Here is an 18,560-nt window from a genome sequence, read left to right as displayed (position 1 = left end):
GGGTGAGGTCGTGCACCTCGAGGCCGACGGCCACGGTCGTCGTCTGGGTCCCGATGCCCGCGAGGGGGCTGGCGACCCGGAGGCGGGGCCGTCGTCGGCCGGATGTGGAGTCACGGTGGGACCATTCTGCCGTCCCCCGCATCCGGACGCGCCCGGTGGGACCGGCCGCCATGCGGGTGTCACCCTCGTCGTGTTGGATGGCGGCATGACTGACCTCAACAGCAAGCCCGAGTTCGACGCCCCGGAGGGCCCCGCCCCCACCGAGCTCGTCATCACCGACATCGTCGAGGGCGACGGCGCGGAGGCCCAGCCCGGATCGACCGTCAAGGTGCACTACGCGGGCGTCGAGTACGACTCCGGCGAGGAGTTCGACAGCTCCTGGAACCGCGGCGAGCCGATCGACTTCCCGCTCGCGGCGCTCGTCCGCGGCTGGCAAGAGGGCATCCCCGGCATGAAGGTCGGCGGCCGTCGCAAGCTCGTCGTGCCGCCGGAGCTCGCCTACGGGCCGGCCGGTGGCGGGCACTTCCTGTCCGGCAAGACCCTGATCTTCGTCATCGACCTCCTCGGCGTGCGCTGATGCCGACCGCGGTCCCCACCGTCGAGCTCAACGACGGCACCGCCTTCCCGCGCCTCGGGCTCGGGACGTACGGGCTGAACGGCGACGAGGGCGTGGCGGCGGTCCGTGCCGGCATCGACGCGGGCTACCGGCTCCTCGACACGGCGCTCAACTACGGCAACGAGGACGCCGTCGGCCGTGCCGTGCGCGAGTGCGGTCTCCCGCGTGAGGACCTCGTCGTCACCTCGAAGCTGCCCGGGCGACACCACGGGTACGACGAGGCCCACCGATCGATCGAGGAGACCCTCGGCAACCTCGGGCTGGACTCGGTCGACCTGTACCTCATCCACTGGCCGAACCCGTCCGTCGACAAGTTCGTCGACACCTGGAAGGCCTTCGTCGACCTCCGGGACAGCGGCGTCGTCCGCTCCATCGGCGTCTCGAACTTCACCGAGGAGCACCTGCAGCGCATCGTCGACGCGACCGGTGTGGCCCCCGCGGTCAACCAGGTCGAGCTGCACCCGTACTTCCCCCAGGGCGCCCTCCGCGCGGTGCACGAGCGCCTCGGGATCGTGACCGAGAGCTGGAGCCCGCTCGCCAAGCAGAGCGAGCTCCTGACCGAACGCGTCGTCACGGACGCCGCGGCGGCGCACGGGGTCACCCCGGGGCAGGTCGTGCTGCGGTGGCACGTGCAGCTCGGCGCCGTGCCGGTGCCGAAGTCGGGCGACCCTGGACGGCAGCGCGAGAACATCGACGTGTTCGCGTTCGAGCTCACCGACGACGAGATGACGGCGATCTCCGGGCTCGAGCGTGGCCGGCTCTGGGGCGGCGACCCCGACTCGCACGAGGAGATGTGAGCCCGCGACGGGGCCGGTCGGACCGGCCCCGTCGCACCTCCACGTCGACACCTCCCACCACGGCGCGCGCGGGGCTACACTTGTCACCCCCGTCCCGAAGGGTGTTGCGTGACCGAGGAGTCAGAAGTCGACCGCGAACGTCAGTACGTCGACGGCCTGTTCGCACGGCTCGACGAGTTGTCCGCGGACGCCGCCCGGCGGCTGGCCGAGACCCGTCGTGAGTCCGTCGGTGGGAACCACCAGAGCCGCAGCGAACGTGACGCCTTCGCCCGCCTCTACGAGGACACCCTCGCGACGCTCGAGCGCGTCGGGGACCGGCTCGTGTTCGGCCGCCTCGAGGTCGCGGACCCGGAGCAGGACGAGAGCGCCTTCCGCTACATCGGCCGCGTCGGGCTCCGGGACGCCGAGCACCGGCCGCTGCTGCTCGACTGGCGCGTCCCCGGCGCCAGCGCGTTCTACCAGGCGACGGCGGCCCACCCGATGGGCATGCGCGCGCGTCGGCACCTGACGCTGGCCGGTCGCGAGGTCGTCGGCGTCGAGGACGAGGTGTTCGACGCGACGCTCTACGACAGCGAGCGCACCCACCTGCAGGGTGAGGGCGCGCTGCTGGCCGCCGTGAGCGCGGACCGCACGGGCCGGATGACCGACATCGTCGCGACGATCCAGGGCGAGCAGGACCGCATCATCCGGTCCGCCATCGAGGGCGTGCTCGTCGTGCAGGGTGGCCCCGGCACCGGCAAGACCGCCGTCGCACTCCACCGGGCGGCCTACCTGCTGTACTCGCACCGCGAGCGTCTCCGCGGCTCCGGCGTGCTCGTCGTCGGTCCGTCGCCGGCGTTCCTGACGTACATCGAGCAGGTCCTCCCGTCGCTCGGCGAGACGGGCGTCGTCATGGCGTCCCTCGGGTCCCTGTACCCGGGCGTCGACACCGATCGGCACGACGGCGCGCGGGCCGCCGCGGTCAAGGGGTCGGCCGAGATGGCCGACCTGCTCCGCCGCGCGGTGCGGTCCCGGCAGATCGTGCCGACCGAGACCGTCACGGTCGACATCGAGGGCGAGCGTCTCGTGGTCCCGCCGTCGCTCATCGCCGCGGCGATGCGGAAGGCCCAGGAGCGGGGCAAGCCGCACAACGTCGCGCGGGTGACCTTCAACAAGGCGGCGCTCGATGCCCTCACCGGTCTGCTCGCCGAGCAGCTGCGCGAGCGCGGGACCACGGTGGACGAGGCCGACGAGAAGGTCCTCCGCGAGGACGTCCGTTCGTCGTACGACGTGCGGGTGCTGCTGAACGGCGCGTGGATGCCGCTCCCGGCCGAGAAGTTCGTCGAGGACCTCTACGCGCGCCCGAACTGGCTCGCCTCGCTGACCCCGCACTGGTCCGCTGACCGGCGGGCGTTGCTCCGACGCTCGCGCGGTGCCGGGTTCACGGTCGAGGACGTCCCGCTGCTCGACGAGGCCGCCGAGCTCCTCGGCCCGTTCGACCCCTCGGGCGGCGGCGCCCGGCGGCAGGCGAAGGCGGCCCGACAGCGCGACGTCGAGAACGCCCGCATCGCGATCGAGAACATGGGCGTCGAGGGCATCGTGACGGCGGAGCAGGTCGCGGGGTCCTTCGCCGAGGGCGGTGACCCGCGCACCACCGCGGAGCGTGCAGCGGAGGACCGCGAGTGGACCTACGGCCACATCGTGGTGGACGAGGCCCAGGAGCTCTCGCCGATGCAGTGGCGGGTGCTCGCACGGCGGAACCCGTTGCGGTCCTTCACGATCGTCGGGGACATGGCGCAGGGGTCCTCGCCCGCCGCCGCGCGGAGCTGGGACGACGTGCTCGGTGCCCTCGCCCGCCGTCGTCGAGGCCGGGCTCCCCGCGTGCCGCTCGACCACCGGATCGAGTACCTCACCGTCAACTACCGCACGCCGCGGCAGATCGTCGAAGCCGCCGGTCGGTTCGCTGAGGACGCCGGGCTCGCGGTCACCGCCACCCGTGCCGTCCGTGACGGTGATCCGGTCGAGCACGTCGCGGTGTCCCGCGCCGGCCTCGTCGACGCGGTCGTCGAGCAGGTCCGGGCCGAGCGGCGTCGGATCGGCACGGGCACCATGGGCGTCATCGCGCCCGACGACGCGATCGCGGTGATCCGCGAGCGGTTGGCGGCGACCACGGACGACCTCCGTTCACTCGAGGCGCCACGGCCCGGCGCGGTCACCGTCCTCACCGGTGCCGAGGCCAAGGGGCTCGAGTTCGACGGCGTGGTGCTCGTCGACCCGGACGGTGTCGGCGCCGACGCTGCCCGCGCGGCCGCCGCCGTGTACGTCGCCATGACGCGGCCGACCCGGCGGCTCGTCGTGCTCGACGTCATCGCGACCGACGAGGACGCCGGTGCGGCGGAGGCGGGGGACGTCGCGGCCTGATCTCGCCGGCGGTCAGTCCCGTTTCCGGTGCTCCACGAGGTCGAGCGCGTACTGCTGCCACCACTGTCCGGCGGCCGGTCCACCGTTGCACGTGCCGTCGCTCAGCCCGGGGGTCTTCACCCACAGCAGGGCGTCGAGTCGGGTGGAGCCGGCGGTGACGTGCGGGGTCTGCCCGAGCCCGGCGCCCGGCGGGTTGCACCAGGTGCCGAGCCACCCCCGGCCGTTGCGGGACACGTCGATGACGAAGTGCGGGTCGCCCCCGATGCGGTCCGCGAGCCGGTCGGCGTACGCGCGTTCCTGGTCGACGCGGTAGAAGTTCGACACGTTCGTCGAGAAGCCCTGGGCCTCGTCGACGCCGGCCTCGCGGAGGCGCCGCGCCATGGTGTCCACGGGGACGCGGTCCTCGTTGCCGCCGTCGAGGTACACCGTGAGCCCGGCGTCGACGAGGGTGTGCACGGCCTGCCGGATCACCGGGATGCGGCTCGTCCCGATGCGGGGGCAGTTCGAGATCTGGGCGAGGGAGTCCGGTTCGACGAGCACGACGGCGTGCGATCCCCGCATGGCGTCGGCCACGTGCCGCACCCAGGGGCCGTAGGCGGCCGTGCTGAGGCCGCCCTTCGAGTACCCGCCGCAGTCGCGGTCCGGCACGGCGTAGAGCACGAACGTCGGGGTCGCCTGGTGCGTCTGCGCGCTCTCGAGCACCGCGCGGACGGTGCGCACGGTGTCGGCGGTCGAGCCCGCGCCCGTGAGCCACGTGGCGATCGGCTGGTCCGCGATCACCGAGAGCGCGTTCGCCGTCGCGACGTCGCCGCGGGTGCGAGCGGCGGACTCGGACCGGGCGGGGTGGTTCACGCTCGTGGGCTGCACGGCGAGTCCGCCGGGGAAGGCCTCGGCCGCGGTCCTGCGGGTCGCGATGACGCGCGTCGGCGTGGGGGTGGCATCGGGGGTCGACATGGAGCCTCCGTTCCGGTCGGCGTGGGGCAGGACGACCGTCAACGCGAGCACGAGCAGCAGCGCCAGCCCCACGGCGACCGCGCCGAGGACGGCCCACTGGCGGCGCCCCGACCGGTGGTGGCCGGCCGGCGGGCGGGGGTCAGGCCGCTCCGTGGGCATGGCGGTCCTCCTCGTCCTCACGGGTCGGTCGGACCAGCCTCGCATCACCGGCCCCGCGGCGGCCACTCGCCGGTCCGCTGTGCGCGATCTGCCAGGCGCGGCTCGGTCGGTGTCCAGCCTGGGCACAGGGGTGCGCCAGGCTGCTGCCCCAGACTGTGCGGATGTTCCGGAGACTGCTGCTGCTCGTCGTCACCGCCGGCTACGCCTGGGTGGTGTGGCGGATGACGCTGACACCCCGGCTGTTCTCCCGCTCCGGCAGTGATGCGGTCGCCCTCGTCCTCCGGCTGGCCCAGCAGCACGCGGCGACGGCGTGGGTCACCTACGACCGCGCGGAGTTCCTGGCGAACATCGCGATGTTCGTCCCGGTCGGTGCGATCGCGGCGATGTGGCTGCCCCGGCGGGCGTGGTTCCTCGCGGGCATGCTCGCCGTCGGACTCTCGGTGGGCATCGAGTGGACGCAGCACGTCGCCCTGCCGGGCCGCGTCGCCGATCCGCGCGACGTCCTCTCGAACGGGCTCGGGGGGTTCCTCGGCGCCACGCTCATCGGGTTGGCCCGGTCGGCGGTGCCCGAACGCCGCCGCCGACGCCCGCGCATGGTCTGACGGACGCGCGTCGCGCGACCGGTCGACCCCGGTCCTCCCGTCCGTCCCCTGGTCCGGCCGTCCGGGGGGCACCCCTTCTGGAGCTGGCACCGGCCGGCCCGGGTCCGACACCCTGGGTGGTGGGCCGTGCAGGACGGCCCGACAGGAGGACCACCGCGTGCCCACCCACGACGTCCCGGGGGCGGTACGACTCGACGACCTCACGGACCGGGTCCCGGGGCAGACGCTCATGGCGGCCTGCCTCGCCGAGCAGGCGGCCGCGCCACCGCGGTGTCGTCTCGCACGCGTCGTCGGCGCGCGCGTGCTCACCGACGCGGCGCGGTCCTGGTACGTCGGCGTGGTGGGGGAGCGCGTGACCGCGCGGCTCCTCGAGGGGCTCGGACCGGAGCACGTCGTACTGCACTCCATCCCGGTGACGGACTCGGGCGCGGACATCGACCACCTCGTCGTCGGACCCATGGGTGTCGTCACGGTGCACACGAAGCACCACCGCGACGCCCGCGTGTGGGTCGGCGGCGACACCGTGCTCGTCGCGGGTCAGCGCCGGCCGTACGTGCACGCGGCACGGAGCGATCGGACGCGCGTGCTGCGTGCCCTGGCGGCGCTCACGCTCCCCGTCGCACCGGTGACGAGTCTCGTCGCGGTGGTGCACGCCGCCCGGGTGCAGGTCCGACGCGCGCCCGAGGACGTCCGCGTCGTCGACGCCCGTCACCTCGTCCGGACGCTCCGCCGGCTCCCGACGGTCCTCGGTCAGGACGCGGTGTGGGCGCTCGCCGGGGCCGTGACCTCCACCGAGACGTGGGGCGTGCGGCCCGAGGGTGAGCCCGCCGACGTCGTGGCACGGTTCGCAGCGCTCGGACGGGAGGTGCGGGTCGCCCGCGCTGCGCGTCTCGCGTGGGCGGGTGCCGCGTGTGCGGGCGTCGCGGTCGGCCTCGTCGCGGTCGTCGCGGCCGTCCCCGGCCTCGTCTGGGCACTGTTCAGCTGACTCGGGGGCACGGACGGGGCTCGTCGGGGGCGTCCGGCGACGGGCCGGTGGGGTATCATCGTCAGGTTGCCGTCGAACGGCCGCGGACACAGAGCGCCCACACATCCGGTGTGGTGCACCGCGCAGCAACAGGAAGGGGATCACCCATGGCACTCGAATCGAACGTCAAGAAGGCGATCATCGAAGAGTACGCGACCCACCCGGGCGACACGGGATCCCCCGAGGTCCAGGTGGCCGTGCTCACGCAGCGCATCAAGGACCTCACCGAGCACCTCAAGGAGCACAAGCACGACCACCACTCGCGTCGTGGTCTGCTGCTCCTCGTCGGGCAGCGTCGTCGTCTCCTCGGCTACCTCGCCGACGTCGACATCAACCGCTACCGCTCGCTCATCGAGCGCCTCGGCCTGCGTCGCTAGTCACTGCTCTGTCGGTCACTGCGGTCGACGATCGAAGTGCCTCCGCCAGGCGGGGGATCCGGTCTTGACCGAACGCCCCGTCCCTCCCACCGGAGGGGCGGGGCGTTCTGCGTTCCCGACGGGTGCGGTCGTCTCCCCGCGCGTTCGCACGGAGCGGGAATAGCGTGCACGGCACCGTCGTTCGGCTACCATGTACATGCAAACGCATCGAAAGAGGAGCGCATCGTGCAGTTCGGCATCTTCACCGTGGGTGACGTCACCACCGACCCGACGACCGGCAGGACGCCGACCGAGGCCGAGCGGATCCAGGCGGTCCTGACCATCGCGCAGAAGGCGGAGGAGGTCGGCCTCGACGTCTTCGCCACGGGGGAGCACCACAACCCGCCGTTCGTGCCGTCCTCGCCGACCACCATGCTCGGCTACCTCGCCGCGAAGACCGAGCGGCTGGTCCTCAGCACGAGCACGACACTCATCACGACGAACGACCCGGTGAAGATCGCCGAGGACTTCGCGATGCTCCAACACGTGTCCGGCGGCCGCACCGACCTCATCCTCGGCCGCGGGAACACCGGGCCCGTCTACCCGTGGTTCGGGCAGGACATCCGACAGGGCGTCAACCTCGCCATCGAGCACTACGCACTCCTCCGCCGCCTCTGGACCGAGGACGTCGTCGACTGGCAGGGCCACTTCCGCACACCGCTGCAGGGTTTCACCGCGACGCCGCGCCCACTCGACGGCGTCGCCCCGTTCGTCTGGCACGGCTCGATCCGCACCCCCGAGATCGCCGAGCAGGCGGCCTACTACGGCGACGGCTTCTTCGCGAACCACATCTTCTGGCCCGCGAGCCACACCGCGAACATGGTCCGGCTCTACCGTGAGCGGTTCGAGCACCACGGACACGGGCCGGCCGCGAACGCGATCGTCGGGCTCGGCGGCCAGGTGTTCATGCGGAAGAACTCGCAGGACGCCGTCGCGGAGTTCCGCCCGTACTTCGACAACGCGCCGGTCTACGGCCACGGCCCGAGCCTCGAGGACTTCACGCGGCAGACGCCGCTCACGGTCGGCAGCCCGCAGGAGGTCATCGACCGGACGCTCGGCTTCCGCGAGTACGTCGGCGACTACCAGCGCCAGCTGTTCCTCATGGACCACGCGGGGCTGCCGCTCACGACCGTGCTCGAGCAGCTCGACATCCTCGGCGAGGAGGTCGTGCCCGTGCTCCGGAAGGAGTTCGAGGCCCGCCGTGCCCCGGGCGTCCCCGACGCCCCGACCCACGCCTCGCTCGTCGCGGCCGCGCAGTCGGCCGCCGTCGCCAGCGACGTCGCGGAGGTGCGCGCATGACCACCATCGCCGTCGTCTCCGCGGGGCTGTCCGAACCGTCGTCGTCGCGCCTCCTGGCCGACCGGCTGGCGGATGCCGCCGTGACCGCCCTCGGTGACCCCGACGGGGTGCCGGGAGGCGCGACGCGCGTCGTGCACGTCGACCTGCGCCCGCTCGCGCACGAGATCACCGACGCGATGCTGACGCGCTTCACACCGCCCGCGCTCGGCGCGGCGGTCGCCGAGGTCGTCGAGGCGGACGCCGTCGTGTTCGTCGCGCCGGTGTTCACCGCGGGCATGAGCGGGCTCGCGAAGTCGTTCCTCGACGTCCTCGAGACGGACGCACTCGTCGACATGCCCGTGCTGCTCGGTGCGACCGGTGGCTCCCCGCGGCACTCGCTCACGGTCGAGCACGGGTTCCGGCCGGTCTTCAGCTATCTGCGCGCCGCCGTGGCGCCGACCGCGGTGTTCGCGGCCACCGAGGACTGGGGCGACGCCGAGGGCGTGGCGGCACTCGACGGTCGGATCCGCCGGGCGGGGGCCGACCTTGCCCACATGGTCCGGACCTCCCGGCGTCGTGTCCCCGTGACGGAGCCCGACGTCGTCGACTTCGGGAGTCTGCTCGAGGGCCTCGGTCAGTAGCGGGCACGCGGAGGGGGAGACCCGCTCAGTACCAGTGCGGGTTCTCGCTCATCTCGTGGTTCCACGCGGCGCAGGGGCTGCCGTACGCGTCCTTGATGTACGCCAGGCCCCAGTTGATCTGGGTGTCCTGGTTCGTCCGCCAGTCCGCGCCCGCCGTGGCCATCTTCGACGCGGGCAGGGCCTGCGGGATGCCGTAGGCGCCGCTCGAGACGTTGAGGGCGTTCGCCCGCCAGCCCGACTCCTGCGTCCACAGTGACACGAGGCATGAGAACTGGTCGGAACCCCAGCCGTAGGCACCGATCGCGCCTCGCGCGTACGCCTGCGCGCCTGCGGGGTCCGCGCCGACGCCGGATGGATCCGGGTACGACGTCGTGGGCGCGGCCGCCGCGACGGCGGACGTGGCGCGTTGGGCGGCCGCGCGCTCCGCAGCGAGCTGCGCGGCCCGCTTCTGGGCCGCGACCTGGGCGGCCACGGCCTGGCCGATCGCGTACTGCCGCTCGACCTTCGCCGTCGTGTCCTTGAGGGTGGCGAGCTGCGCGTACAGCTCGTCGCTGTGCTGCTGCGTGCTCGACACCGCGGCGTTCGCCGCTGCCTCCGCGGCGTCCGCCGCCGTCGACTTGGTCTCCGCGGCGTCGGCGAGGCGCTGGCGCTCCGCCTCGGCCCGCTGCGCCTGGTCGTGGAGGGACGTGGCCGTGTTCGCCGCCACGCTCGCGTCGCTCATCACACCGGCCCACGTGTCCGACAACTGGTCGAGGGTGCCGAGTTGGTACAGGAGGTCCTGGGGCTTCTTGGAGCCGACGATGCGGCTCGTGATCGTGTCGCTGTCGCCCGAGCGGTAGAGGTGCGCGGCGAGCTGCCCCGCCCGGTCCTTGGCGCGCGCCGCGGTCTCGGCGGCGGCCGCTGCCCTGGCGGTCAGGTCGTCGGCCGTCTGGGTCGCCGCGCGCAGGTCGGACTCGGCCGCGGCCGCCTGGGCCGACGCGGTGAGCGCGGCGGCGGACTTCTGCGCGGCCACCGACTGGAGGCCCTTGAGCGCGTCCTGCACCTTCGCGACCTCGGCCTGCGTGGCCGCCTGGTTGCCCTTCGCCGCCTGGACGTCCGCCCACGACGGGTAGGTCGTGGCCTGGGCCGGGAGGGCTCCGACGACCGGCGCGACGAACGCGCACACGGTCAGGGTGAGGCCCGTCACGAGCAGCCGACGGCGCGCACGTCCGGGCGCGGCGGCACGCGTGGGGGAGGAGTGACGCATGGGCCCAGGCTAACGACCCACCGCGTGTTCGCCGCGAGCCATGCCGGAGCGGCGGACCCGGATGCTAGGCTCGTGACCGTCGGTGACGTATCCGTCATCGATCTGGAACCAACCGGAGCAGGCCGGCACGAAGCTGGTCATCGGTGGTGACCTACGGGACCGTCCCCCACGCGGGGCGAGCGGCGCCGTGGATTTCTACTGCTGGCCAGGCATGCGTCCCGCTGTCGTGTGGGCGCACGTGCACACCGTGCCCTCGACCCCCGGCCCTGCTGCACACACACCATGCGGCGTCGACCACGACGCCGACACCACCACGCACGCTCGACGAGCGTGCGTGGCCGTCACGCACACGAGGAGGCACCCCTTTGGAGGGTCCCGAGATCAAGTTCGCCGAGGCAGTGATCGACAACGGTCGCTTCGGTACCCGTACCGTCCGGTTCGAGACCGGTCGTCTCGCGCAGCAGGCGCAGGGCGCCGTCGCCGCGTACCTGGACGACGAGACCATGCTGCTGAGCGCCACGAGCGCCGGCAAGCACCCGCGGGAGGGCTTCGACTTCTTCCCGCTCACCGTCGACGTCGAGGAGCGCTCCTACGCCGCCGGCAAGATCCCCGGCTCGTTCTTCCGCCGCGAGGGCCGACCGTCGACCGAGGCCATCCTGGTCTGCCGGCTCATCGACCGCCCGCTCCGTCCGTCGTTCGTCGACGGTCTCCGCAACGAGGTCCAGATCGTCATCACGGTCCTGAGCATCGCGCCGGACGAGTTCTACGACGCCCTCGCGATCAACGCGGCGTCGGCCTCCACGCAGATCTCCGGTCTGCCGTTCTCCGGCCCGATCGCCGGTGTGCGCCTCGCGCTCATCGACGGCCAGTGGGTCGCGTTCCCGAAGCACTCGCAGCTCGAGCAGGCCGTGTTCGACCTGACCGTCGCCGGCCGGGTCGTCACCGACGAGGCCGGCAACGAGGACGTCGCGATCATGATGGTCGAGGCGGAGGCCACCGAGAACAGCTGGGGTCTCATCCAGGGTGGCGCCGTCAAGCCGGACGAGTCCGTCGTGGCGCAGGGCCTCGAGGCCGCCAAGCCGTTCCTCAAGGTCCTCGTCGAGGCCCAGGCGAAGATGGCCGCGCAGTCCGCCAAGGAGATCCAGGACTACCCGGTGTTCCCGGCGTACTCCGACGAGGTCTACGCGGCGGTCGAGGGTCTCGCCCTCGACGAGCTCAAGGGCGTGTACCAGATCGCCGGCAAGCTCGAGCGCCAGGACGCCGACGACGCCCTCAAGGCGCGCGTCAAGGAGGCCGTCGCGGCCCAGGTCGAGGCCGGCACGCTGCCCGCCGAGGCCAACGGTCAGGTCTCCGCCGCCTACAAGTCGGTGACGAAGAAGGTCGTGCGCGGCCGGATCCTCACCGAGCAGGTCCGCATGGACGGCCGCGGCCTCGCCGACATCCGTCCGCTCGACGCCGAGGTCGCGGTCATCCCGCGCGTCCACGGTTCGGCGATCTTCCAGCGCGGCGAGACCCAGATCCTCGGGGTCACGACGCTGAACATGCTCAAGATGGAGCAGCAGATCGACTCCCTGAGCCCGGTCACGAAGAAGCGCTACCTGCACCACTACAACTTCCCGCCCTACTCGACCGGTGAGACCGGCCGCGTCGGTTCGCCGAAGCGTCGCGAGATCGGACACGGCTTCCTCGCCGAGCGGGCCCTCGTGCCGGTCCTGCCGAGCCGCGAGGAGTTCCCCTACGCCATCCGTCAGGTGTCCGAGGCCCTCGGGTCGAACGGCTCCACCTCGATGGGCTCCGTGTGCGCCTCGACCCTGTCGCTCCTCAACGCCGGTGTGCCGCTGCGCGCGCCGGTCGCGGGCATCGCGATGGGCCTCGTCTCCGACACCGTCGACGGCCAGACCCGCTACGCGGCCCTGACCGACATCCTCGGTGCCGAGGACGCCCTCGGCGACATGGACTTCAAGGTCGCCGGCACGAGCGAGTTCGTCACCGCGATCCAGCTCGACACGAAGCTCGACGGCATCCCGTCGTCGGTCCTCGACGCCGCCCTGAAGCAGGCCAAGGAGGCCCGTTCGGCGATCCTCGGTGTCCTCACCGAGGCGATCGACGCCCCCGACGAGATGGCTGACACCGCGCCGCGCGTCATCAGCGTCCAGATCCCGGTCGACAAGATCGGCGAGCTGATCGGCCCGAAGGGCAAGACGATCAACGGGATCCAGGACGAGACCGGCGCCGACATCTCGATCGAGGACGACGGCACGGTCTACATCGGTGCGGTCGACGGTCCCTCGGCCGAGGCCGCTCGCGCCCAGGTGAACGCGATCGCGAACCCGACCAACCCGGAGATCGGGGACCAGTTCCTCGGAACGGTCGTCAAGATCGCCACGTTCGGTGCGTTCGTCTCGCTCCTCCCGGGCCGAGACGGACTCCTCCACGTGTCCGAGGTCCGGAAGCTCGCCGGTGGCAAGCGCGTCGAGAACGTCGAGGACGTCCTCGGGGTCGGCCAGAAGGTCCTCGTCGAGGTCACGAAGGTCGACGACCGCGGCAAGCTGTCGCTCGCGCCCGTGATCGCCGAGGAGGCCGACACGGCGACCGAGTCCGCGGACGCCGAGGGCGCCACGGTCTGACGCTCGCGCTCGACGGAACGGCCGTCGGTCCCCTCGGGGGCCGGCGGCCGTTCCGCGTCTGCGGTCCGGCCGCCGTCCTCTGGCCGCCGTCCGGACACCGCGAGATCGCAGACGTTGCCGCTCCGCCCCGCGGCAGAGCGGCAACGACTGCGATCTCGGCGGGAGAGGCGCCGGGCGGCCGGGCGGCACGGCGGCCGGGCGGCACGGCGGCCGGGCGGCACGGCGGCCGCGCGGCAGGTCAGGCGGCGGGTGCGTCGGTGCCGAGCACGCGACTCGCCACGCGGCCCAGAGCCGCGCATGCCGCGATCGTGTCCCCGGCGTACGACCCCACCATCGCGCCGTCACGCGCGAGCATGAGCTCGTCGGCGCCGTCGCCCGGGAGCGGGTGGCCGGCCTGCTGCAGGAGCTCGGCGAGCTGATCGGTGTACCAGTCGCGGTGGGCCGACACGACCTCACGGACGGGGTGCCGGGGGTCGTGGTACTCCGCCGCGGCGTTGAGGAACGCGCAGCCCCGGAAGTCGGGGTCGTTGGTGGTGTCCACGACGGTGTCGACCCAGGTGCCGACCGCAGTCCGTGCGTCGGGTGCCTCGGCGATGATGGTGTCCATCGCCTGCTTGACCTGCTCGTGCCGGCTCCGCACGTAGGCGAGGATCAGGTTGTCCTTCGAGCCGTAGTGCTTGTAGAAGGTCGCCTTCGTCACGCTCGCCTCGGCGATGAGCCGGTCGACGCCGACGCCACGGATGCCCTCTTCGTAGAAGAGCCGGGCCGCCGTCTCGAGGATCCGGAGCTTCGCGCCGCCGGTCGGACGCGCGGCGCCGGTCCGGGGAGCTTCGCTCGACCCGGGTGTCGTCGGTCCCGGGAGACGCTGGACGGTCGGTTGGGGGGAATCGACCGTCACAGCGTGGCTCCTCGGGACAACGTCGGCTGTCGCGACACCGCGGGGGGACGTGTGTCGCACCAGGACCCGGTTGTCCGGTAGCCGCCGAACCGGCATCGAGGGGGCGGTGCCGTTCCGGTGCCGTCACTGTAGCACGAGGAGGACAGACAGACGAGTCCGTATGTCCGCATCGGGTGTACCCCGTTCCCGGGTCATCCGCGGGCTGTCCACAAGCGCAGGCCGTTCCTGAGTCACGTCCGTGGAGACTCAGTAGGCTCGACGCGATGAACCGCCCCGTGCCGTTGCCGCTCGAAGCGCCGGAGACCGCCTTCCCCACCGCAGGGGGGACCCTCGTCCGGCGTTCGGTCCTCGCCTCGGGCGTCCGCGTGCTCACCGAGGCCGTCCCGTCGGCGCGGTCGACGAGCATCGGGTACTGGGTGGGGGTCGGTTCGCGCGACGAGCAACCCGGCCAGTACGGCTCGACCCACTTCCTCGAGCACCTGCTCTTCAAGGGCACACGCGAACGCAGCGCGTTGGACATCGCCGTGGCGTTCGATTCGGTCGGCGGCGAGCACAACGCGGCGACCGCCAAGGAGTACACCTGCTACTACGCCCGCGTCCGGGATCTCGACGTCCCGATGGCCGTGGCCGTGATCGGCGACATGGTGACGAACTCGGTCCTCGACCCGGAGGCCTTCGACGTGGAGCGCGGGGTGATCCTCGAGGAGCTCGCGATGGCTGCCGACGACCCGGCCGACCTCGCGGGCGAGGCCTTCTTCGCCGCCGCCTTCGCCGGCCACGCGCTCGGGCGTCCGATCGGTGGCACGCCGGACAGCATCCGTGCGGTCGAGCGCGACGAGGTCTTGGACCACTACCGGCAGCACTACATGCCGAGCGGCATCGTGGTCACGGCCGCGGGCGCGATCGACCACGACCAGCTCGTCGAACTCGTCGCGGCGGCCTTCCGGGACGTCCCGCCGGCCACCCCGAACCCCCGTCGCTCGGCCGAGGTCCCGGCGGAGGGCGTCGAGCCCCGCCTGGAACTCATCCGTCGTCCCACCGAACAGGTCAGCCTCATCCGGGGTTCGCACGGGCTCGACCTCCGCGACGACCGCCGCCCGGTGCTCAGCGTGCTCAACGCGGTGCTCGGTGGCGGCATGTCCTCGCGCCTGTTCCAAGAGGTCCGCGAGCGCCGCGGTCTGGCGTACGCCGTGTCCTCGTTCGCCCCGGCGTACCTCGACAACGGCGCGTTCGGGGTCTACGCCGGTTGTGCGCCCGACAACGTCGGGGCGCTGCTCGGCATCGTCGATGACGAGTTCCGCAAGATGACGGACAGCGGGATCTCAGCCGACGAGCTCGCGCGTGCGAAGGGCCAGATCGAGGGCGCGCTGACGCTGTCGCTCGAGGACACGGACGCGCGCATGACGCGGCTCGGCCGCTCCGAGCTCGGGGTGGGGGAGTTCACAGACCTCGCGACGGCCCTCGAGCGCGTTGATCGCGTGAGCACCGACGACGTCCTCGACCTCGCGCGCGACCTGTTGACCCGCCCCGTGGTCACGAGCGTGGTCGGCGCCGTCGACCGCGCCGACCTCGAGGGCGCTCCCGGCGCGGACGACGTCTGACCGGTCCGGCATGTCGCACTACCTCTACCTCGTCCGGCACGGGGAACACCAGGACGCCGAGCACGGCCTGCGCGACGGCAAGCTCTCCGAGCGTGGCAAGCGGCAGGCGACGCTCATCGCGGACCGTCTCGGCGGGATCCCGTTCGACTCCGTCTGCCACTCGCCGCTCGAAGCGCCGGCCGAGACCGCCAGGATCATGCGTGAACGGCTCCCGGCGATCGTGCCCGAGGCCTCGACGCTCCTGTTCGACTGCGTGCCCTCGGGCCCGACGTCCGAGATGCCGCACGCCTACCGGAGCTTCTTCGGCGGCGTGACGGAAGAGGAGATCGCGGCCGGCCAGGCCCAGATGGGTGACGCCGTCGCCGAGTGGTTCACGCCCTCCATCGAGGACCGCCACGACCTCCTCATCACCCACAACGCGGTGATCGCCTGGTTCGTGCGCGAGGTGTTCCAGGCGCCGGACTGGCGCTGGATGGGGACGAGCGTCGCCCACACCGCGCTCACCATCGTCCGCGTCCGGTCGGCGAAGCCGCCGGAGCTGGTGACCCTGAACGACACGGCGCACCTGCCCGTCGAACTGCGGACGGGCCTCCCGGTCCCGCAACCGCTCTGACGGTCAGCCGACCCGCCGCCGGTACCAGGCGGTCGCGTTCGGGTTGTCGTTGTACGGCGCGATCCGCTCGTACCCGCGGCCGCGGTACATGGCGCCGGCGGCGACGAGGCTGTCGTTCGTGTCGAGGACGACGCTCGTGGCGCCGAGGTCGACGGCAGCGCGCTCGAGCGCGTCCATGATCGCGGTCGCGACCCCCGCCCCTCGCGCGGCGGGCTCGACGAACACGTGTTTGACCTCGAACCGGACGTCCTCGCCGTCGTCGTCGATGCGCCGGAGGCCGCCGCAGCCGACGGCGTCCTCGCCGTCGTGTGCGACCACGAAGGTGCCGTGCGGCGGGACGAACTCGCGCGAGTCGGTCCGCTTGCGTCGGTACGACCCCTGCGCGACGGGGAACGTCGCGGCCCGCTCGTCGAGGTAGTGGTCGAGCAGGACGTCGACCTCGGGCAGATCGGCGGGGACGGCGCGCACGGAGACCACCTCCCGATCCTACGGGCGGACCGGGGGATGGTTGGATGGGCCCATGAGCATCCCCGTCGCCGTGGTCGGTGCATCCGGTCGCCTCGGTCGCCTCGTCGTCTCGGTCGTGGAGGCGCTCGACGGGTTCGACCTCGTCGCCTCGCTCGGGTCGGGGGACCACGTGGAGGACGCCGGTCCGGACGTCTTCGCCGGCGCTCGCGTCGTGGTCGACGTCACGGTGCCGGCGCGGAGCCCGGCGATCGTCGACGCCGCGCTCGCGAGCGGTGCCAACGTCCTCGTCGGCACCTCGGGGTGGTCCGCGGACCGGCTCGCGCACCTCCGCGCCGTGCTCGGGGACCGGCCGGAGCAGGGGGCGATGGTGGTCCCGAACTTCTCGATCGGCTCCGTGCTCGCGACGCACCTCGCGACGATCGCGGCGCCTTGGTTCGACGCGGTCGAGATCGTCGAGGCCCACCACGCGGCGAAGGTCGACTCGCCGTCGGGGACGGCCGTCCGGACCGCGGAACGCATCGCCGAGGCCCGACGCGACGTGGGGCCGGTCGCGGCGCCGCACGTGGACCAGCGCGCGCGGGGACAGCAGGTGGCGAGCGTGCCGGTGCACAGCCTCCGGCTACCGGGCGTCCGGGCCCAGCAGGACGTCGTGCTCAGCGGCGTCGGCGAGACCCTGACGATCCGGCACGACACGACGGACGACGTCGCCTACACGCCGGGTGTCCGCGCCGCGCTCCGTGCCGTGCCCTCCCTCCGGGGGCTGACGGTCGGGCTCGACAGCGTCCTCGGCATCGCCTGACGTGCGCTCGCGCTTCGCCGGCGTCGCGCTCATCGCCGCGCTCCTCGTCCTGTACCTCGTGCTCGTCGGTCAGCGCGCGGTGGCGTTCATCGCGACCGGGCTCGGCATCGGTGTCGGGATCGGGGTCGCGTTGCTCGTCGTGGCCGCGATCGGCGCCGTGCTCCTCGTGCTCGAGCTGCGGTTCGGCTTCCGCGTCACGCGGCTCGCCACCCGACTCGAGCGTGAGGGCGGCGCCCCCGACGACGTCGTTCCGCTCCGGCCGTCGGGCCGCCCGGACCGCGCGGCGGCCGACGCGCTGTTCGCGCGCTACCGCGACGCCGTCCAGGCGGCGCCCGAGGACTGGCGGGCGTGGTTCCGCCTCGGAGTCCTGTACGACGCCGCGGGCGACCGGCGCCGCGCTCGCGACGCGATGCGCACGGCACTCCGGCTGTCGGCCGGTCACTGACCTGCCGGCCCGCGGCGTGCCGCCCGCGGCCCGCGGCCGGGTGTCAGCCGAGCAGCGCGTCGACCGCCTGCTCCACCGTCTCGTGCCGGAACGTGTAGCCGTCGGCCTGGAGCACCGCCGGGACGAGCAGCTGGCTCGCGAGCAGGAGTTCGTCCGCGGCGTCGCGGAGCGCCAGGCGCAGGACCGTCTCGGGCACCGTGAGCGCGTACGGTCGGTGCAGGTCCTGCGCGACGCGCCGGAGGACGTGGTCGGCGAGCGCCGGTGTGGGGCCGGCGAGGTTCACCGGCCCGGCGACCTCGGACGAGCAGAGGTGCACGATCGCGGCGACCTCGTCCTCGAGCGAGATCCAGGGCCAGTACTGGCCGCCGGTGCCGAGCCGCGATCCGAGTCCGAGTCGGGTGAGGGGCAGCACGGGGGCGAGCGCGCCGCCGTCCGGCCCGAGCACGAGCCCGGTGCGGAGCAGGACCGTCCGGGTCGTGGAGGGCGCCTCGGAGGCCGCGGCCTCCCACGCGGTGCAGACCTCGGCGAGGAACCCCGCGCCGGGGTCGGCGGACTCGATGAGCCGGTCGGCGGGGCGGTCGCCGTAGTACCCGGACGCGGAGCCGCTGAGGAACGCGTGGGGCGGCGTCGCCGCGCGCTGCATCGCGGTGACGAGGGTCCGGGTCGCGTCGAGGCGCGAGGACCGGACGGCGCGTCGTCGCGCGGCTGTCCACGGCAGCCGGGCGATGCTCGCGCCCGCCAGGTTCACCACGACGTCGGCACCGTCGACGACCGCGGGGTCGAGGTCGGCGACGCCGGGCTGCCACCGGAACTCGTACGGCGACGTCGGCTCGCGACGCACGAGCGTCGTCACGTGGTGCCCCGCGGCGCGCAGGGCGGCCACGAGCGGCGTGCCGATGAAGCCGGACGCGCCGGCCACGAGCACGGAGAGCGGGGCGTCCGCCATGGGTCCTCCTTCGACCGCCCCACCGTACCG

Annotated in this window: 18 protein-coding genes; 13 read left to right on the top strand and 5 right to left on the bottom strand. The window is 72.9% G+C overall.

Annotation, left to right across the window (positions count from 1 at the left end; all coding sequences use genetic code 11):
• Positions 1–205: 205 nt before the first annotated feature.
• From DEI92_RS14710 to DEI92_RS14700, 3 genes are all read left to right on the top strand, one after another.
• Positions 206–577 (top strand): FKBP-type peptidyl-prolyl cis-trans isomerase, encoded by a 372-nt coding sequence (locus DEI92_RS14710; RefSeq protein WP_111014023.1) that lies wholly within the window; start codon positions 206–208, stop codon positions 575–577.
• Positions 577–1,413, top strand: a complete 837-nt coding sequence (locus DEI92_RS14705; RefSeq protein WP_111014022.1) for an aldo/keto reductase — start codon at positions 577–579, stop codon at positions 1,411–1,413. The genes DEI92_RS14710 and DEI92_RS14705 overlap by 1 nt, the downstream gene beginning before the upstream one ends.
• Positions 1,414–1,521: 108 nt before the next feature.
• Complete coding sequence (locus DEI92_RS14700; protein ID WP_111014021.1) at positions 1,522–3,813, top strand: ATP-binding domain-containing protein; 2,292 nt, start codon at positions 1,522–1,524, stop codon at positions 3,811–3,813.
• Positions 3,814–3,825: 12 nt separating this feature from the next.
• Here DEI92_RS14700 and DEI92_RS14695 read toward each other — a convergent pair whose 3' ends face one another.
• Positions 3,826–4,926, bottom strand: a complete 1,101-nt coding sequence (locus tag DEI92_RS14695; protein ID WP_181434952.1) for a glycoside hydrolase family 6 protein — start codon at positions 4,924–4,926, stop codon at positions 3,826–3,828.
• 161 nt (positions 4,927–5,087) lie between these two features.
• Here DEI92_RS14695 and DEI92_RS14690 point away from each other — a divergent pair, with 161 nt between their 5' ends.
• From DEI92_RS14690 to DEI92_RS14670, 5 genes are all read left to right on the top strand, one after another.
• A complete protein-coding gene (locus DEI92_RS14690) occupies positions 5,088–5,528 on the top strand; it encodes a VanZ family protein (protein WP_111014019.1) in 441 nt (146 codons plus the stop codon).
• A 157-nt stretch (positions 5,529–5,685) separates the two neighbouring features.
• Positions 5,686–6,513: a nuclease-related domain-containing protein gene (locus DEI92_RS14685; protein WP_111014018.1), complete on the top strand. Its 828-nt coding sequence runs from the start codon at positions 5,686–5,688 to the stop codon at positions 6,511–6,513.
• A 146-nt stretch (positions 6,514–6,659) separates the two neighbouring features.
• Positions 6,660–6,929, top strand: a complete 270-nt coding sequence (gene rpsO / locus DEI92_RS14680; protein ID WP_111011093.1) for a 30S ribosomal protein S15 — start codon at positions 6,660–6,662, stop codon at positions 6,927–6,929.
• A gap of 225 nt (positions 6,930–7,154) precedes the next feature.
• Positions 7,155–8,267, top strand: a complete 1,113-nt coding sequence (locus DEI92_RS14675) for an LLM class flavin-dependent oxidoreductase (RefSeq protein WP_111011094.1) — start codon at positions 7,155–7,157, stop codon at positions 8,265–8,267.
• Positions 8,264–8,887: a CE1759 family FMN reductase gene (locus DEI92_RS14670; protein ID WP_111014017.1), complete on the top strand. Its 624-nt coding sequence runs from the start codon at positions 8,264–8,266 to the stop codon at positions 8,885–8,887. Before DEI92_RS14675 ends, DEI92_RS14670 begins: the two co-directional genes overlap by 4 nt.
• 25 nt (positions 8,888–8,912) lie before the next feature.
• On the opposite strand, the gene DEI92_RS16600 is transcribed toward DEI92_RS14670, so the two are convergent.
• The gene (locus DEI92_RS16600) at positions 8,913–10,133 is read right to left on the bottom strand and encodes a hypothetical protein (protein WP_258370222.1); all 1,221 of its coding nucleotides are present in this window, start codon (positions 10,131–10,133) and stop codon (positions 8,913–8,915) included.
• Between the two features lie 365 nt (positions 10,134–10,498).
• Here DEI92_RS16600 and DEI92_RS14660 point away from each other — a divergent pair, with 365 nt between their 5' ends.
• Positions 10,499–12,760 (top strand): polyribonucleotide nucleotidyltransferase, encoded by a 2,262-nt coding sequence (locus tag DEI92_RS14660; protein WP_111011096.1) that lies wholly within the window; start codon positions 10,499–10,501, stop codon positions 12,758–12,760.
• 238 nt (positions 12,761–12,998) lie between these two features.
• On the opposite strand, the gene DEI92_RS14655 is transcribed toward DEI92_RS14660, so the two are convergent.
• Complete coding sequence (locus DEI92_RS14655; RefSeq protein ID WP_258370221.1) at positions 12,999–13,658, bottom strand: TetR/AcrR family transcriptional regulator; 660 nt, start codon at positions 13,656–13,658, stop codon at positions 12,999–13,001.
• A 263-nt stretch (positions 13,659–13,921) separates the two neighbouring features.
• Between DEI92_RS14655 and DEI92_RS14650 the strand changes: the two genes are divergently transcribed.
• Positions 13,922–15,259, top strand: a complete 1,338-nt coding sequence (locus DEI92_RS14650; RefSeq protein ID WP_111014015.1) for a pitrilysin family protein — start codon at positions 13,922–13,924, stop codon at positions 15,257–15,259.
• Between the two features lie 10 nt (positions 15,260–15,269).
• On the top strand, positions 15,270–15,872 hold the full coding sequence (locus tag DEI92_RS14645; protein ID WP_111011099.1) for a histidine phosphatase family protein: 603 nt from the start codon (positions 15,270–15,272) through the stop codon (positions 15,870–15,872).
• Between the two features lie 3 nt (positions 15,873–15,875).
• Here the strand turns inward: DEI92_RS14645 and DEI92_RS14640 are convergent, their stop codons facing one another.
• Complete coding sequence (locus tag DEI92_RS14640) at positions 15,876–16,349, bottom strand: GNAT family N-acetyltransferase (protein ID WP_111014014.1); 474 nt, start codon at positions 16,347–16,349, stop codon at positions 15,876–15,878.
• A gap of 43 nt (positions 16,350–16,392) precedes the next feature.
• Between DEI92_RS14640 and dapB the strand changes: the two genes are divergently transcribed.
• Together dapB and DEI92_RS14630 are read left to right on the top strand one after the other, a co-directional pair.
• Positions 16,393–17,139 (top strand): 4-hydroxy-tetrahydrodipicolinate reductase, encoded by a 747-nt coding sequence (gene dapB / locus DEI92_RS14635; protein WP_111011101.1) that lies wholly within the window; start codon positions 16,393–16,395, stop codon positions 17,137–17,139.
• Between the two features lies 1 nt (position 17,140).
• The gene (locus DEI92_RS14630; protein WP_111011102.1) at positions 17,141–17,584 is read left to right on the top strand and encodes a hypothetical protein; all 444 of its coding nucleotides are present in this window, start codon (positions 17,141–17,143) and stop codon (positions 17,582–17,584) included.
• A gap of 43 nt (positions 17,585–17,627) precedes the next feature.
• Here the strand turns inward: DEI92_RS14630 and DEI92_RS14625 are convergent, their stop codons facing one another.
• Positions 17,628–18,530: a TIGR01777 family oxidoreductase gene (locus tag DEI92_RS14625; protein WP_111011103.1), complete on the bottom strand. Its 903-nt coding sequence runs from the start codon at positions 18,528–18,530 to the stop codon at positions 17,628–17,630.
• Positions 18,531–18,560 lie beyond the last annotated feature (30 nt).

Origin of the sequence: Curtobacterium sp. MCBD17_034 (assembly GCF_003234515.1) — a bacterium.
GTDB lineage: Bacteria > Actinomycetota > Actinomycetes > Actinomycetales > Microbacteriaceae > Curtobacterium.
This window is presented reverse-complemented; position numbering and strand designations above follow the sequence as displayed.